14 protein-coding genes and 2 pseudogenes are annotated in these 15732 nt (G+C 72.3%); 8 read left to right on the top strand and 8 right to left on the bottom strand.

Features of this window, described 5'->3' with window-relative positions:
• A pseudogene (locus tag DJ70_RS09080) lies at positions 1-897 on the top strand (ATP-dependent helicase); the annotation flags it as partial.
• Positions 898-955: 58 nt separating this feature from the next.
• Here DJ70_RS09080 and DJ70_RS09075 read toward each other — a convergent pair.
• The 4 genes from DJ70_RS09075 to DJ70_RS09060 all read right to left on the bottom strand — a co-directional run bounded on the left by DJ70_RS09075 (position 956) and on the right by DJ70_RS09060 (position 4231).
• A complete protein-coding gene (locus DJ70_RS09075) occupies positions 956-1135 on the bottom strand; it encodes a hypothetical protein (protein WP_094532159.1) in 180 nt (59 codons plus the stop codon).
• A gap of 134 nt (positions 1136-1269) precedes the next feature.
• Positions 1270-1794 carry a DUF7109 family protein gene (locus DJ70_RS09070; protein ID WP_094532157.1) on the bottom strand — a complete coding sequence of 175 codons (525 nt, stop codon included), beginning with the start codon at positions 1792-1794 and terminating at the stop codon, positions 1270-1272.
• Entirely contained in the window at positions 1791-2978 is a 1188-nt protein-coding gene (locus DJ70_RS09065) for a glycosyl transferase family 2 (protein ID WP_245810793.1), read from the bottom strand. Before DJ70_RS09065 ends, DJ70_RS09070 begins: the two co-directional genes overlap by 4 nt.
• Positions 2979-3058: 80 nt before the next feature.
• A complete protein-coding gene (locus DJ70_RS09060; protein WP_094532155.1) occupies positions 3059-4231 on the bottom strand; it encodes an MFS transporter in 1173 nt (390 codons plus the stop codon).
• Positions 4232-4461: 230 nt separating this feature from the next.
• Here DJ70_RS09060 and DJ70_RS17385 point away from each other — a divergent pair, with 230 nt between their 5' ends.
• A complete protein-coding gene (locus tag DJ70_RS17385) occupies positions 4462-4632 on the top strand; it encodes an HVO_0758 family zinc finger protein (protein WP_179234022.1) in 171 nt (56 codons plus the stop codon).
• Positions 4633-4677: 45 nt separating this feature from the next.
• Here the strand turns inward: DJ70_RS17385 and DJ70_RS09055 are convergent, their stop codons facing one another.
• Positions 4678-5784: an aldo/keto reductase gene (locus tag DJ70_RS09055; protein ID WP_094532153.1), complete on the bottom strand. Its 1107-nt coding sequence runs from the start codon at positions 5782-5784 to the stop codon at positions 4678-4680.
• Positions 5785-6016: 232 nt separating this feature from the next.
• Here DJ70_RS09055 and dacZ point away from each other — a divergent pair, with 232 nt between their 5' ends.
• The 3 genes from dacZ to DJ70_RS09040 all read left to right on the top strand — a co-directional run bounded on the left by dacZ (position 6017) and on the right by DJ70_RS09040 (position 10229).
• Positions 6017-6850, top strand: coding sequence for a diadenylate cyclase DacZ (dacZ, locus tag DJ70_RS09050; RefSeq protein WP_094532151.1), 834 nt, complete (start codon positions 6017-6019; stop codon positions 6848-6850).
• Positions 6850-7662, top strand: coding sequence for a mechanosensitive ion channel domain-containing protein (locus DJ70_RS09045; protein WP_094532149.1), 813 nt, complete (start codon positions 6850-6852; stop codon positions 7660-7662). Before dacZ ends, DJ70_RS09045 begins: the two co-directional genes overlap by 1 nt.
• Positions 7663-7766: 104 nt before the next feature.
• Positions 7767-10229: a DEAD/DEAH box helicase gene (locus tag DJ70_RS09040; protein WP_094532147.1), complete on the top strand. Its 2463-nt coding sequence runs from the start codon at positions 7767-7769 to the stop codon at positions 10227-10229.
• Positions 10230-10307: 78 nt separating this feature from the next.
• Here DJ70_RS09040 and DJ70_RS09035 read toward each other — a convergent pair whose 3' ends face one another.
• Positions 10308-10679: a DUF5518 domain-containing protein gene (locus DJ70_RS09035; protein WP_094532145.1), complete on the bottom strand. Its 372-nt coding sequence runs from the start codon at positions 10677-10679 to the stop codon at positions 10308-10310.
• A gap of 147 nt (positions 10680-10826) precedes the next feature.
• On the bottom strand, positions 10827-12029 hold the full coding sequence (locus DJ70_RS09030) for a M24 family metallopeptidase (RefSeq protein ID WP_094532143.1): 1203 nt from the start codon (positions 12027-12029) through the stop codon (positions 10827-10829).
• Positions 12030-12390: 361 nt separating this feature from the next.
• Between DJ70_RS09030 and DJ70_RS09025 the strand changes: the two genes are divergently transcribed.
• On the top strand, positions 12391-13365 hold the full coding sequence (locus DJ70_RS09025; RefSeq protein ID WP_094532141.1) for a transcription initiation factor IIB: 975 nt from the start codon (positions 12391-12393) through the stop codon (positions 13363-13365).
• A gap of 14 nt (positions 13366-13379) precedes the next feature.
• On the opposite strand, the gene DJ70_RS09020 is transcribed toward DJ70_RS09025, so the two are convergent.
• A complete protein-coding gene (locus DJ70_RS09020) occupies positions 13380-14159 on the bottom strand; it encodes an inositol monophosphatase family protein (protein ID WP_094532139.1) in 780 nt (259 codons plus the stop codon).
• Between the two features lie 110 nt (positions 14160-14269).
• Here DJ70_RS09020 and DJ70_RS09015 point away from each other — a divergent pair, with 110 nt between their 5' ends.
• Complete coding sequence (locus DJ70_RS09015) at positions 14270-14746, top strand: NUDIX hydrolase (protein WP_094532138.1); 477 nt, start codon at positions 14270-14272, stop codon at positions 14744-14746.
• A 101-nt stretch (positions 14747-14847) separates the two neighbouring features.
• A pseudogene (locus DJ70_RS09010) lies at positions 14848-15732 on the top strand (DUF7527 domain-containing protein); the annotation flags it as partial.

Genomic DNA, 15732 nt, shown 5'->3' with positions numbered 1-15732 from the left:
CCGACCTGGTCCGCCGAGCGGCTCCCGCTGTCGCCCGACCTCGCCCGCGAGGTGCTCGCGTTCCGGGGCGAGCTTCTCGACCGGCTGGCGGCGGGCGGCCCGCCGGCGGTCCGCGCGTGGCTGCGCGAGCTCCCGCTCGACGAGAACGCCGTTCGGGCGATCGCCCGGACCTACGACGAACAGGTGCGGTACGCCGGCGTCGAGAGCGTGCCGACGCCCTCGCGGATCGTCGTCGAGGAGACGCTCGACCGGGAGGCGTACAAGCGCCGGTTCTACGTCCACGCGCCGTACGGGCGGCGGTTCACCGACGGCCTCTCGCGACTGGTCGCCGCCGAGTGTTCGCGGCGGATCGACGCCGAGGTCGTTCGCGCGGTCGACGACGACGGCTTCAGCCTCGCCGTCCCGCTGAACCGGAAGGTCGACGTGGCGGGCGTCATCCGCGGGCTCGACCCGACCGCGGTGCGGGAGGACCTCCGGGACGCGCTCGCGGGGACCGACCGCCTGAAACGCGCGTTCCGGATCGTCGCCGGGCGGGCGCTCATGGTGTTGAAACGTTACAAGGGTCGCGAGAAGACCGCCGCCCAGCGGCAGGTGTCCGCGGAGATGCTGCTCCCGTTCGTGGCCGACCTCGAGGAGTTCGCCGTACTGGAGGAGACCTACCGGGAACTCCTGGACGGGGAGCTCGACGCCGCGGGGATCCGCGACGTCCTCGAGGGCGTCGAACGGGGCGCGATCCGGATCGTCCACCACACGACGGGGTCCCCGTCCCCGCTGTCGTTCGGCCTGGCGACGCTCGTCGACGCCGACGTGGTCATCGCCGAGGACGAGGCGAGCGCGCTCCGGGAGTACCACGCCGACGTGACGGCGGCGATCGACGGAGATGGGGAGTCGGAGTGAGCCGCCCGCCGGCGGCCGACTCCGGGAGCCGACGCGTCGATCCCCGACGGCCGACGCGTCAGTCCCCGACGACGTCCGGCGGGACCGACGGAAGGGTGTCGAGGACGACGACGGCGTAGTGGAGCAGCACGACGAGGACGACGACCGACAGCAGGGCGAGAAAGACGGTGACCACGCGGTCGTCGGTCCGAACGGTCGCTCTGGCGTCCGCCCCGATCGATCGGCTCCGTCGGCACATCGGCGGAGCTAGGCGACGACGCGGATATAAACGTCGCGATAGGGCCGGTTCGGTCGCGGTAGCGCCGGTTCGGAGGTCCGGCGGCCGCGTCGGCTCGCGCGCCGGCGGCGCCGCTCACGCGTCGGCGGGGTTCCTCACGCGCCGTCGAGCTCGGCCACGATCCGCTCACGGATCGGCCCCGCGTCGACCGGCGCCCACGCCTCGACGTCGTAGGTCACGTCCGCGAGGACCTCCAGCCGCCCCGCGTTCCCGTCGGTGATCGCCGCGACCGCGTCCGTCGAGAGGCGGTCGAGGACCGCCGCGGAGAGCGTCTCGCGGTCGACCGCCCGGTCGGGCACGTCGAGGATGTGCGGGAGGTCCTCCGCGTCCGCCGGCAGCGACGGGAACGCGGCCGGACCGACCGCGAGCGGGTCGGCCGCCTCGCCGATCCCGTCGCCCTCGGTCGAGAGCGCCTCCCGCGGCGCGGGGACGAGCGCGTACTCCGCGACCGCGACCTCGATGGCCGCGTCGATCGCCTCCCGGTCCGCCTCGGTCCGCCGCTTGAACGCGAGCTCGGAGACCGCCCGCGAGAGCTCCTCGCGGGTGAGCCACGCGAAGAGGTCGACCACGCCGGCGAGGTCGTCGCGTGCGGCGACGCTCGGTTCGGAGCCGCCGGTCACCGGTCGCCACCCCCCGTCGGGGAGCGGTCGGCGTGGCCGGAGGACTCGGCGTTCGGCTCCGGGGACGCGCGCGAGGCCGCTCCCGACGACGTCCCCGCGATCGCCTCCAGGTCCGCGGCGGCCGCCTCGGCGACCGCCGCGGGCGATATCGGGGCATCGCCCCATGCCGGGAGCCGGGTGTCCGGCCCCGGCTCCGCGACGGCGTCGGCGTACGTCGCCACCTGGTCGCGTTCGTCGTCGCGGTCGTACGCGAGCCCGTTGAACGCGGCGTCGGTCCGGTACCGGCGGATCAGCTCCGTCGCGGCCTCGCGGTAGCGTCCGGGGAGCGTGTCGTACTCGACGTCGACGCCCGCGTCGGCGACGGCCCGGAGGGTCGCCGCGCCGACCGCCCGGCTCATGTCGGCGAGGCCGGTCGGGCCGTCGACGGAGCGGTGGTCGTGTTCGTACCGGCCGAGGTCGACCTGCGCGCTCCCCGCGAAGCCGGCGTGGGAGAACGCCTCCCCGAGCGTGCCGATCTCGAGCCCCCAGCCGCGCTGGACCCGGAGCCGCGAGACGAGGTCGGTCGTGGCCGCGAACTCGCCGGCGAGCGCGTACCGGAACGACTCGAGGTACGCCAGGACGTCGGCGTCGTGGGCGTCGGCGAGCGCCCGGATCAGCGGCCGGAAGAAGAGCCGGAACAGCCGCCCGTACAGCGCGCCGTCCTCGACGCGGGCGTAGTAGCCCTTCGCGAACTCGTGGCCGTGGGCGATCGGGAAGAGGAGGCGGTTCACGAACGCCGGCGAGTACGTCGCCGTGTCCGCGTCGTGGACGACGACGAACTCCTCGCGCAGCGCCCGGCCGAGCGCGAGCCAGACGTCCCGCCCCTTGCCGCGGTCGCCGTCGAGGCCGTGCTCGGCGAGCAGGTCGGCGAGCCGCGGCCCGTCACACCACAGCGCCTCCACGTCGAGGTCGAAGCCGTCGAGCCAGGCCGCGAACGGTCCCGCCCGGTCCGGCGTGGCACGCAGGGGAACGATCACCCGCGCGGGGTCGACGCGCTCGAGGGCGGCCAGCACGCGTTCGGCCGCGAGCGTCCCGTACTCGCGTTCGGTCATCGGCACCACGACGGCCGCGCGCCCGGTCGGCGCGTCCGGGCGGTGGTCCGTCAGCGCGTGGAGCGTGGTCACGCGCTCCTGTACGTACTCCATCACCCGATCGAAGGGGCACGAGCCCCTAAATACGCACGATACCCCGGATCCGCGGGCCGGGAGCCGGACCGGAGACCGGCTCAGACGTGTGCGGCCCCGCCGGGGACCCGACCGACGGCGTTCAACGCGGCGTAGACCGTGACGAGGACGGCGAGGACGGCCGCGGAGACGAGGAAGACGGCGTCGTAGCTCGCGCCGGCCTCGATCGCCTCGCCGACGACCCACGAGCCGGCCGCCTGCGTCGTCATCATGCCGGCGGAGTAGACGGCGTACGCCGACGCCCGCGACTCGTCGGGCAGCGAGCCGAGCAGGTACGTGTCGCCGGCGGGGAACAGCATGTGGACGGAGAAGCCGACGAGCACGCTGGCGAGGACGACCGCGACGAGCCCCGACGCGAGGACGGCGAGCACGACGCTGACGAGGAAGGCCGTCACGATCCCGAGGATGTACGGGACGTTCGGGAGCCGGTCCGCGATCTCGCCGGAGACGATGAAGGCGGGGACGCCGGCCGCGAAGATCACGGTGAGGAGGTTGCGGGCGGTCGCCGGCGGGAGCCCCTTGTCGATCATGTACAGCTCGTAGAAGTTGAACAGGCCCTGCCAGACGAACGCCGTCACCCCGACGAGCACGACGCCGGCGACGATGATCCGCCACTCCGAGCGCGCGCCGCCGAAGAAGTCCGTGTCGCCGCGACCCGCGTCCGGGAGGTCGGTCCGGCGGGCCAAGACGACGACGAGGACGGTCGTGAGCGCGGCCGCGACCGCGAGCCCGTAGAAGGCGTACCGCCAGTCGTACCACAGCGTGACCGTGACCACGGGCGCGGCGATGACGGCCGACAGCTGGCTCGCCATCCCGTGGATCCCCATGACGCGCCCGACGCGATCGGGGAACAGCTCCGAGACGAACGGGTTCGCGGCGACGAAGTAGACGCCGGAGGCGCTCCCGACGACGAACGCGGCGAGCATCAGCGCGGGGACGTCGGGCGCGAGCGCGACGCCGAGCGCGCCGATCGTGAGCATCGCCCCCGAGACGACCACGACGCGGACGCGGGAGGTCCGAGTGAGGACCCAGCCGGTCGGGATCCGCGGCGAGGCGGAGCCGAGCCACGCCAGCGTGACGACGAGGCCGGCCGTCCCCTCGCGGATCGTGAACTCGTCGATGAACTCCCCGACGAGCGGCGCGAACACCACCCGCGCGAAGTTCGCGAGGAAGACCATCGCACACAGCGAGCCGAACAGCCGGTTCCGAGACACGACGGCCGTTTCCGGCCGGCCGGTACAAACGTTGCGGAACCGGCCGCTCGCTCCCGATCCTCGCGGCCGACGTTCGCCGGCCCTCCCTCGCAGCTCCTCCTCCCGATCCTCGCGGCCCGCCCTCGCGACCCGACCGCGCCCGGTTCGCCGTTCCCGGAACCCCTCGGCCGTCTGACGCTCGTCGTCCGACGTGCGGGGTTTTTATACCCACCGGTGCCGAAGGTCGGCACATGAAATCCACGCGCAAGGCGCTACGGGACGGTGACCTGTTCAAGGACACCTACGAGCGGCTCAACTGCGCGACGTGCGAGAAGGTACTGAAAAAGGAGAACGACCCCGACGAGGTGTTCTCGGTCCGCATCTGCCCGGAGTGCGGCGCCGAGTTCAAGGAGCTCCGATAGTCGCCGTCACGCGGTCCGGGTCCCCGTTCCCTTCTCTCAGTCCGTCTACTCGAAGGTGGCGTCGAACGCCGACGCGCCGAGCGGGTCGAACGTGCCCGCGGCGACGTTCTCCCGCAGGTGGTCCGGGTCCGTCGTCCCGACGAGCGAGCAGGTCACGCCCGGCGCGCTGCGGGCGAAGTTGAGCGCGCGCTGGGCCGGGGTGTCCCCGGAGAGGCGCGCGTCGACGGCGGCCGGGATCGCGCCGTCGGCCGCCAGCTCGCCCTGCCCGACGCTCGCGCTCGTGACGACCGCGAGCCCGGCCTCGTGGGCGAACTCGAGCGTCGAGACCGGATCGCCGTCCGGATCGTCGGGGAGGCGCTGGTTCGCCCGCGTGAAGGCGTCGGCCATGTGGACGGTGAAGGGGAGCTGGATCGCCGCGAGACCGTGGTCGTCGTCGGGACCGACCGCCTCGCCGGCGGCCGCCGCGCGGGCGAGGACCTCGCGCAACGAGAGGTACCGATCCGCGCCCTCGGGAACCCGGAACGCGTCCCACGTCGCGACCCCGTACGCGCCGACGTCGCCCGCGGCCCGGCGGCGCTCGAGCGTCTCGAAGGCGGCCTCCAGCGCGTCGTACACCGCCTCCCGCGACCGCGATTCGAGCTGCGTCTCGGGATTGTGGACGTAGTAGCAGTCGACCCGCTCGAGACCGAGCCGGTCGAGCGAGCGGTCGAGCGACCACTCCAGGAGGCCCGGCGCGATCGAGTGCGCGCCGACCAGGTCGGCCGGGTCGACGATCCCCGGCTCGAGGTATCGCTCTCTGAGGTACGCGGCCGGGTCGTCGGGGCGGTCGCCGTCGAACGGGAGGAATCCGCCCTTCGTCGCCACCACGACCGCCGCGCGGTCGACGGCGGCCTCCCGGATCGCCTCGCCGACGACCCGCTCCGACCGGCCACACCGGTAGTTGGTCGCGGTGTCGACGTGGTTGGCTCCGGACTCGATCCCGAGCCGGAGCGTCTCCCGGAGGGCGTCGTCGACGGCGTCGGTCGGGTCGCCGAGGTACGTCCCGAGCCCGACGCTCGAGGCGACGCCCGGTCCGAACCGCCTGAAGTAGGTCCGCCCGAAGGCGTCGCCGAACGCGTCGCGGTAGCCCCAGAGCGCGTCTCGGGTGGCCATGATCGTCCGCACCGACGGGCGTGACGCATAAAACGTGCGCGACGGAGACGCGCCGGGGGCGACGGGGCGGCGTTGCGGGCGGCAGGGTGGTGTCGTGGACGGCGGGATCGCGATCGACGGGGAGGGGACGTTGCGGTCGACGAGCGTGACACGGCGACGACGCTTCGAGCGTCTGACGCCCGTGCGACGCCGTCACAACGGTTTTACGTCCTCCCGCTGTCGTGACAGGACGATGGCGTCACTCACCGATCACCTGACCGATCTCGTCGAGGACGCCGACGCGGTGCTCCTCTTTTCTCCGACCGCCTCGTTTCACGACCGGTTCGTCGCCGACGAGGCGGGCGATCGGAGCGGCGAGCGGGCCGAGATCGTGGTCGTCGCGCCCGACAACGACGTCGACGCGGACCCGTTCGTCGAGCTGCCCATCCCCTTCCGCGACGTGCGCGACCGGATCCGGTTCGGGATCGAGGGCGCCATGGAGGCCGACCTCGTGGCCGAGGGCGACGAGGTCGTCTGCGTCGTCTCCGTCTTCGAGGGCGAGTCCGACGCGGTGATCCGCGTGACCGTCGACGAGACCGTCCACACCGGCATCTACGACCTCTTCGTCGAGTCGCGGGCCGATCCGGGCGTCATCCGCGACGTCCTCGAGGTCGCCATCGAGCTCGGCAAGAAGGGCCAGAAGGGGAAACCCGTCGGCGCGCTGTTCGTCGTCGGCGACGCCGGCAAAGTGATGAACAAGTCCCGCTCGCTGTCGTACAACCCCTTCGAGAAGTCGCACGTCCACGTCGGCGACCCCATCGTGAACGTCATGCTCAAGGAGTTCTCCCGGCTCGACGGCGCGTTCGTGATCTCCGACTCGGGGAAGATCGTCTCCGCGTACCGCTACCTCGAGCCCGCCGCCGAGGGCGTCGACATCCCGAAGGGGCTCGGGGCCCGCCACATGGCCGGCGGCGCGATCACTCAGGACACCAACGCGACCGCGATCGTCCTCTCGGAGTCCGACGGCCTCGTCCGGGCGTTCAAGGGGGGACGGCTCGTCTTAGAGGTCGACCCGGAGGAGTACTGATGACGGCGGCGGACCCCACGCTCTCCGCGACTCCCGCTCGGACCGCGGGGGAACTGCTCGCCGTCGTCCCCGACCGCGTCTGGCTCGCGCTGGTCGTGCTCGCGATCGGGCTCGCGCTGGCGTTTCTCGTCGGCGTGATCAACCGTCGGCTGTTGATCCGGGCGGGCGTCCCCGAGGCGATAGAGGGGACGACCTTCGAGCGCACCGCCCGCGAGTTCGACACCTCGACCGTCCGGATCGTCGCGAAGCTGTCGACGTACTTCATCGTCGCCGTCACCGTCCTCGTCGCGTTCACGGTCGCGGAGGTGCGCTACGTCGACCTGTTCTGGGCGGACGTGGCCGCGTTCGTCCCCCGGCTGTTCGTCGCCGTCCTCGTGTTGATCGTCGGCGTCGTGCTCGGCGACAAGGCCGAGCTGCTCGTCGCCGAGCGGCTCCGGGGGATCAAGCTCCCGGAAGTGGGCGTGCTCCCGACGCTCGTGAAGTACAGCGTCGTCTACGTCGCCGCGCTCATCGCGCTCGGGCAGGTCGGCGTCCAGATCCTCGCGCTCGTGGTGTTGCTCGCGGCGTACTCGTTCGCCGTCGTCCTGTTGACCGCGCTGGCGACGAAGGACCTCCTCGCGGCGGGCGCGGCCGGCGTCTTCCTGCTCCTCCGGCAGCCGTACGGGATCGGCGACGAGGTGCGCGTCGCCGGCCAGCGCGGGATCGTCCAGGAGGTCGACCTGTTCGTGACCCACGTGGAGACCGACGACGGCGAGCACGTCCTCCCGAACCACGCGGTCTTCCGCGACGGGATCGTGTTGATCCGGGAGTGAGCCGCGCCGGGGTCGGTCTCCGGGCGACGACGCCGGCCGGGGCGACCTCCCGCGTCACCCGACCACAACGGTTAGGCCCGCCCGGTCCCCACGATGGCGTACCCGTGGACGACGCCGTCGAGTGGCTGCGGAACCGGCCCTTCTACGAGGGACAGATCGCCGAGCACCGCCGGCTACCCGCCCGCGAGCCCGAGTACCGCGATGTCGACCTCGAGCCGCGGCTCGCCGACGCCCTCGCCGACCGGGGCGTCGACCGGCTCTACCGTCACCAGGCCGAGGCGATCGAGGCGGTCCGCGACGGCGACGACGTCGTCCTCGCGACCGAGACCGCGAGCGGGAAGTCGCTCGCGTACACCGTCCCCGCCTTCGAGGCCGCGATGGACCGCGGCGGGCGGACCCTGTACGTCGGCCCGCAGAACGCGCTGATCGCCGACCAGGAGGAGTCGCTGTCGGACCTCGCGCGGGGGCTCGGCTTCGGCAGCCGGGTGTCGGTCGCGTCGTACACCGGACGGCTCTCGCAGGCCGAAAAGCGGGAGGTTCGCGACCGCCGACCCACCGTCCTCCTGTCGAACCCGGACATGCTCCACTACGCGCTGCTCCCGTACGCCGGGCGGCTCTGGGAGTGGTTCTTCTCCTCGCTCGAGTACGTCGTGATCGACGAGGTCCACAGCTACCGCGGCGTCTTCGGAACGGGAGTCGCGCTCGCGATGCGCCGGCTCGCGCGGACCTGCGAGCGGTTCGGGGCGGACCCGACGTTCGTCTGCTGTTCGGCGACGATCGGCAACCCGGTCGAGCACGTCGCGACGGTCACGGGCCGCGACCCGTCGGGGATCGCGCTCGTCGACGAGGACGCCTCCGGCCGGGGGCCGCGCGACTGGGTGTTGTGGAACCCGCCGGAGTACGACGACGACTGGGCGGAGCGCGGCAGCGGCCGCCGCAGGTCGAGCCACACCGAGAGCAAGCGGCTGTTCGTCGACCTGGTCGCGAGCGGCCGCCAGACGCTGGCGTTCACGCGGGCGCGCCAGACCGCGGAGCAGTACGCCACCGACAGCGCGAGCGACCTCCGGGAGCGCGGCGAGCGCGACCTCGCCGGGAAGGTCGGCGCGTACCAGGCGGCGCTGACGGACGACCGCCGCCGCGAGATCGAGGCCGACCTCCACGCGGGCGACCTCCGGGGCGTCTGGTCGACGAACGCGCTCGAGCTCGGCGTGGACGTGGGGGGACTGGACGCCGTGGTCCTCGACGGCTACCCCGGCACGCGGATGGCCGCCCACCAGCGCGCCGGCCGCGCCGGGAGAGGGTCGGATCCCGCCCTCGTCGTGATGGTCGGCGGCGAGGACCAGCTGGACCAGTACCTGATGACCCACCCGGCGGACTTCTTCGAGGCCCCGCCGGAGGACGCGATCTGCGACCCCGAGAACGACCGGCTCCTGCCGCGACACGTGGCGTGTGCCGCCGACGAGTCCTGGCTCTCGCCCGCGGACGAGGCACACTTCGGCGAGTCGTTCCCGGACGTCGTCGCCGACCTCACGGCGGAGGGAACGCTGGCCCGCCGCGAGACAGCGGACGGGATGCGCTGGACGTACGCGGGCTCGGAGAGCCCCCAGCACGCGATGAGCCTCCGGACCGCCGAGGAGCGCGAGGTCGAACTGGTCGACGCCGCCGACGGGGAGTCGATCGCCTCGCTCGGCTTCGCCGACGCGCTCCGGGACGCCCATCCGGGCGCGGTCTACCACCAGCAGGGACGCACCTACGAGGTCGCCGACCTCGACCTCGATCGGAACGTCGCGGAGCTCCGGTCGTCGTGGGCGGACTACTACACGCAGCCGCTCACCGAGAAGTCGATCGTCGTCGAGGAGGACCTCGGGGAGCGGACGCTGTCCGCGCGCTCCGACGTGCCGGTGCGCTTCGCCGACGTGACCGTCTCCGAACGGGTCACCGGGTTCGTCCGGAAGGACGCGGCCACGGGCGACTCGCTCGGGGAGTTCGCGCTCGACCTGCCGGAGACGACGCTCCGGACGCGGGCGCTGTACTTCCCGGTGCCCGAGGACCTTGAGTCGGCGATGCGGACGATCGGGGCGGCCGCCGGAGGCGACGACGAGGGGGGCGGCGCGACGGCGAACGGCGACGGCGACGACGCCGCAGCCGCCACCGTCGACGACGCGGCCCCCGGCGGCGAGCACGCGTTCAACGGCGGGATCCACGCGGCCGAACACGGGCTCATCTCGCTTTTTCCGTTCCACCTGCTGTGTGACCGCGCCGACGTCGGCGGGATATCGACCCCGTACCACCCGCATACCGAGGCGCCGGCGGTGTTCGTCTACGACGGCCACCCCGGCGGCGTCGGGCTCACCCGCCGGGGCCACGCCCGGATCGAGGAGCTGATGGCGCGGACCGCCCGGCTGATAGACGGCTGCGACTGTGCGGACGGCTGCCCCTCCTGCGTCCAGTCGCCGCACTGTGGCAACGCGAACGAGCCGCTCGCGAAGGCCCCGGCGGTCCGCCTGCTGGAGTCGCTGACGGGGACGGCCGGGGCCGACGCGGACGGAAGCGGCCCCCCGGAGTAGCCGGGGTCGGGGGACCGTACGCCGACGAGGCCGGAGGCTCCGACGGCGACACGGACCGGTCGATCGGCGCCGGGCGCGTCACAGTTCGTCGGCCAGATACACGCCGAGGAACCCGCCGAGCGCGCTCAGCGCCACGGTGTAGGCGATCCCGCCGACCACGATGACGACCGCGAGGACGGCGACGCCCCCGGCGGCGAGTCCGACCTCGAGCGGGAACCCGAAGAACCCCAGAAACGGGAGCACGAGCAGGACCAAAAGCAGGAAGCCGGCCACCGGGACCGACGCTATCGCGCCGGAGAGCGCGCCGACCCGGAGCCCGTCGCCCGTGTCGCCGCCGTCGAGGTAGCCGGCGAGCGCGCCGCCGAGGACCGGGGAGATCCCGGTAAAGGAGAGGGCTATCGTCGCGACCGCGCCCGCGACCGCGTTGAGGAGGGTGTTCTCGGTGTTCACGCCCGGTCGGTCTCGCGGCCGGCGACATACGTCTTGTGGGATCCGAAGCGGAGCCTCGTGGAACCCGACGGCGGGCTCCGTGAAGTCCGAAGCCGGGGCCCGCGGGATCGGCGGTCGGACCCGCAGGTCGGAGCCGGTCCGGGGCGCTCAGACGACGAACTCGAGCGGGTAGTCGGTGAGGTTCTCGTGGCCGTCCTCGGTGACGACGACGAGGTCCTCGAGCCGGACGCCGCCGACCGCGGGGTCGTAGAGGCCGGGTTCGACCGTGACGACGTGGCCCGGCTCCAGTTCTCCCGCCCCGCTCGAGAGCCGTGGGGACTCGTGGACGTCGAGGCCGATCCCGTGGCCCGTCGAGTGGATGAACCCCGTCTCGGTCTCGGGGTCGGTCCGGAAGGTCGGCTCGCCCGCGGCCTCGTACACCTCGCAGGCGGCGGCGTGGACCTCCTCGCCGGTCGCCCCCGGCTCCACGGCGTCGAGGGCGGCCTCGAGCGCGCGCTCGGTGAGGTCGTACCACTCGCGGGCCGCGGGGTCCGGGTCGCCGACGCAGAACGTCCGCGTCATGTCGGCGTGGTACTTCGTCGCCTTCGACCGCGGGAAGACGTCGACGATGATCGGCTCGTTCGCCCGGAGCGGTCCCGACCCGCGGTCGTGGGGGTCCGCGGCCTGCGCGCCGCCGGCGACGATCGTCTCGTCGAGCGCGCAGCCGTGTCGCAACAGCGTGACCTCGATCTCCTCCGCGACCCGCTCGCTGGTGAGCGGCTCCCCGTCGTGGAGGAGCGTGCCCGGCTCCACGGCCTCGGCGGCCGCGTCGCCGTCGTTCGGCGCGTCTCCACCCCCGGCGACGTCGGCCGCGGCGAGCAGCGACTCCGCGGCGCGCATCGCCGCCTCGTTCGCGCGCTGGGCCGCCCGGATCGCGTCTACCTCCTCGTCGGTCTTGACCGCCCGGACCTCGCCGAGGGCGTCGTCGCCGTCGACGACGACGTCGATCCCGCGCTCCCTGAGCGCGTCCGCGGTTCCGACCGGGCTCCGCGGCGGGACGGAGACCGACTCCACGTCCTTGTCCGCCACGAACCGGGCGTACATGTCGTATCGGTCCTCGCGGCCGCCGTACTCGTAGTCGTAGTCGGCGTGCCGCTCGACCGTGTCGGCGGCCGCCTCCGTCCGTGCGCGGCCGTACTCGAGCCCGGAGACGAGCAGGTGGACCTCGCCGTCGGCGTAGAGGGTGAGGAAGGGATCGGGACCGGTAAAGCCCGAGAGGTACAGCTGGTTCGCGTCGTCCTGTGAGGCGTCGAGCAGGTAACCGTCGGTGTCGAGACCGCCGAGGAGGCGGTCGAGTCGCGTCCGGTTCATGACGGGTCTGACGGGGCGAACGGTAAATCGATTGGCTTCACGGAAACGCCGAGGACGGGGAGGAGGCGGGACGGACGGCGGGCAGGACGGGAGACAGACGGACGGCGGGCGGGAGGAGAGCGACGAAACCGATATATATTCGATCCGGAACCCGTATCGGGGCGGTCGGTGACGAGGAACCGTCCGGAGGGACGAATCGATCAAATCGGACTGTGAACGCCTCAGACTCGCGTACTCGGCGTCTTTTCAGACTCGAGATCGGGCAGAAGATTTATATGTACACATTCCTTACCGAGAGGTGAGGAAAAACCGAACATAGACCCATCTTTCGGTCCCGCAGTCCCCCTCCGATCCAAACACAATGAGCGACAACGTTCGAACCTACACGGCGGAGCACGTCGACGAGGAACAGGAACCCGAGTCAACCGCGGACGAGGAGCTGCGCTGCCCGGAGTGCGGCGGCCAGCTCGCGACGGACACCGAACACGGCGAGACGGTGTGTGCGGACTGCGGGCTCGTCGTCGAGGAGGACGAGATCGACCGCGGACCGGAGTGGCGCGCGTTCGACTCCCGCGAGAAGGACGAGAAGAGCCGCGTGGGCGCCCCGACGACGAACATGATGCACGACAAGGGGCTGTCGACCAACATCGGCTGGCAGGACAAGGACGCCTACGGGAAGTCGCTCTCGAGCCGCCAGCGGGAGAAGATGCAGCGGCTCCGCACCTGGAACGAGCGGTTCCGGACGCGTGACTCGAAGGAGCGGAACCTGAAGCAGGCGCTCGGCGAGATCGACCGGATGGCCTCGGCGTTAGGGCTGCCGGACAACGTCCGCGAGACCGCCTCGGTCATCTACCGTCGCGCGCTCGACGAGGACCTGCTCCCCGGCCGCTCCATCGAGGGCGTCGCGACCGCCGCGCTGTACGCGGCCGCCCGTCAGGCCGGAACGCCGCGCAGCCTCGACGAGATCGCCGGCGTCTCCCGCGTCGAGAAGGACGAGATCGCCCGGACGTACCGCTACGTCGTCCGCGAGCTCAAGCTGGAGATCCAGCCCGCCGATCCCGAGAGCTACGTCCCGCGGTTCGCCTCCGATCTCGGGCTGTCCGACGAGTCGGAGCGTCGTGCCCGCGGGCTTCTCGACACCGCGAAGTCACAGGGGATCCACAGCGGGAAGTCGCCGGTCGGCCTCGCGGCCGCCGCCGTCTACGCCGCCGCCCTCCTCACCAACGAGAAGGTGACCCAGAGCGAGGTGAGCGAGGTCGCGAGCATCTCCGAGGTCACCATCCGCAACCGCTACCACGAGCTGCTCGAGGCCGAGGACGGCATCACGATGGACTGAGTCGGTTCCCGTTCTCACCGCGCGTCGTCGATCGCCGTCCACAGCGCGTCCAGCCGCTCCCCGTCAGGGGCCGCGACGTACAGCGACCCCTCCCGACGGACCGCCGCGCCGGCCTCCGACGCGAACAGTTCGGTCACCGCCCGCTCCTCCTCGTCGGGGTGGAACTGGACGAGCCCCTGGATCCGGCCGCGGGCGAGGAGCCCGGAGTGGACCGTCGGGGCCCAGCTGTCGATCGTCCGTTTCACCTCGCCGGCCACTCCCTCCCGGATCGCGTCCGCGCGTCCGGAGAGGGAGGTATCCCGCGGAACGTCGCGTCCGACGATCATCGCGACCGTGCTGGCCTCGAGGGCGACGTCGCTCTCGGCGGTCACCCGCTCGCCCTCGTAGGTGACGCCGGCGTCCCGGCGTGCGAGGTACGTCTCCTCGGTCGCCGGCTGCCTGACGGCCGCGAGTGCCGGCTCGTCGTCCTCGGCATCGAGGACCGCGACCGACGCGGCGAACGTCGGCAGCCCGGCGGCGAAGTCGTTGGTGCCGTCGAGCGGGTCGATCACCCAACGGTAGGGCCCGGTCCCGTCGAAGCGGCCGGCCTCCTCGGCGAACACCGGGTGGTCGGGAAACGCCCGCCGGACGACGGGGAGCATCCGCGCCTCCGCCGCCGCGTCGGCCGCCGCCTTCACGTCGGTCTCGTCGTACTCGCCGGCGGCGTCGCCGTTCCGATACCGCTCGCGGAGCTCCGCGCCGCCGGCCAACGCCGCCGCGCGGGCGACGCTTTCGACCGTATCGAGGTCAGTCATGGCCGAGCGTTCGGCCGACCGGATGAAAGAACCCGACGGTACGCGCCGGCGAGCCGCCCGTCGGAATCGACATCCCGAACGCACAAATCGCGTCGGGACGAGGGACCCGCATGGAGACGACCCGCCACTTCACGGCGACCACCTACGTCGTCAACGACGGCGCGACGGCCCTTCACGAACACGAGCGACTGGGGATCCGCCTCCCGCCGGGCGGGCACATCGAGCGCGACGAGCTGCCGCACGAGGCGGCGCTGCGGGAGGTCCGCGAGGAGACCGGACTCGAGGCCGAACTCGTCGCCGACCGCGCGGACGTCGCGACGCCGAACGGCCGACCGTTGCCGGAGCCGGCCCACCAGATGCTCCACGACATCGACGTCCACCCCGACGGGTCGGTGAGCCACCAGCACATCGATCACCTCTACCACGCGCGGGTCCCGAGCCGCCGGATCGACCCCGCCGGCGACGACGAGGCGGACGCCGACGAGTGGTCCTGGTACACGCCCGAGGAGCTTCGGGCGGGCGGGTTCGACGCCGACGTGATCAGCCTCGGATGCGAGGCGATAGCGGCCGTGGCCGACGCGGAGTGATCGCGCCACGACCGAGTCCGCCGAATCCGGACGATCCGGCGTCTGACGACCGTCTCACGGTCCGGAAAGTATTTGGGTCGGTACCGGGGAATACCGGTAAGATGGACGCACAGCGAAGGGAGGACGTCACCGGGTGGAGCGCTCGGGAGTTCGACGACGGATTCGACGGGCTCCGCCGGTTCGCCGACCGCGGCTTCTCCGGGGCGGCGACCGACGGCACCGGGTGGCTGTTCATGCTCGACGGTCGCGTCGTCGGGACCGTCGACGCCGACCTCGACGCGTTCGCCGACGCCTCCGGAACGGTCTACGAGGCGCCCCACGAGGCGCTTCCGGTTCTTTTCGCGATGCAGGAGCGAGGGGGCGAACAGCGCGCGCGATACTACACGAAGGACACGCCGCTCTCGGAAGCGGATCGGAAGCTCACGCAGGGGGGCTTCACCGGCTACGTCGAACTCTCCGAGAACGTGCTCTCCGGCGACTACTACGTCACGTACACCGCCGGCGACTCGATGGCGGCCGCGTTCGTCGGGAACGCACGCCGGCTCGAGACCGGCGAGGAGGCGTTCGATCTCGCGAACGACGAGGTCGGCATCTACACCGTCTACGAGGTCGACCTCGACGTCCGAGAGCTACCGGACCCCGATCGGGGCGCCGAGACCGGCACGGACGCCGGGGGGATCGAGGAGAGCCCGTCCGAACGCGGATCCGACGCCGTCGGCGGCGTCGACGCAGACGAGGGCGTCGAGACGGCGGACGCGAACGCCCCGAGCAGCCCGAGCACGTCGAGCGCCCCGAACGCCGGGAACGGCCACGCGGACGGACCGGCCAGCTCCCCCGAAACCGGTTCCGATCCCGCGCCCGACCGAGAGCCGGCCGGACCCGGTCCGGCTCGGGAGGCCGCTCCCGACGCCCCGACCGACGCCGACGCTCCCGACGGCGACCGGCGAGGAGAACCCGAAACCGGCGCGAGCGGGACGGAGACGGAT

The organism is Halorubrum halodurans (assembly GCF_002252985.1).
GTDB classification, from domain to species: Archaea; Halobacteriota; Halobacteria; order Halobacteriales; family Haloferacaceae; genus Halorubrum; species Halorubrum halodurans.
Note: the sequence above shows the minus strand (reverse complement) of the source record. Positions and strands in the feature narration are given on the sequence as shown.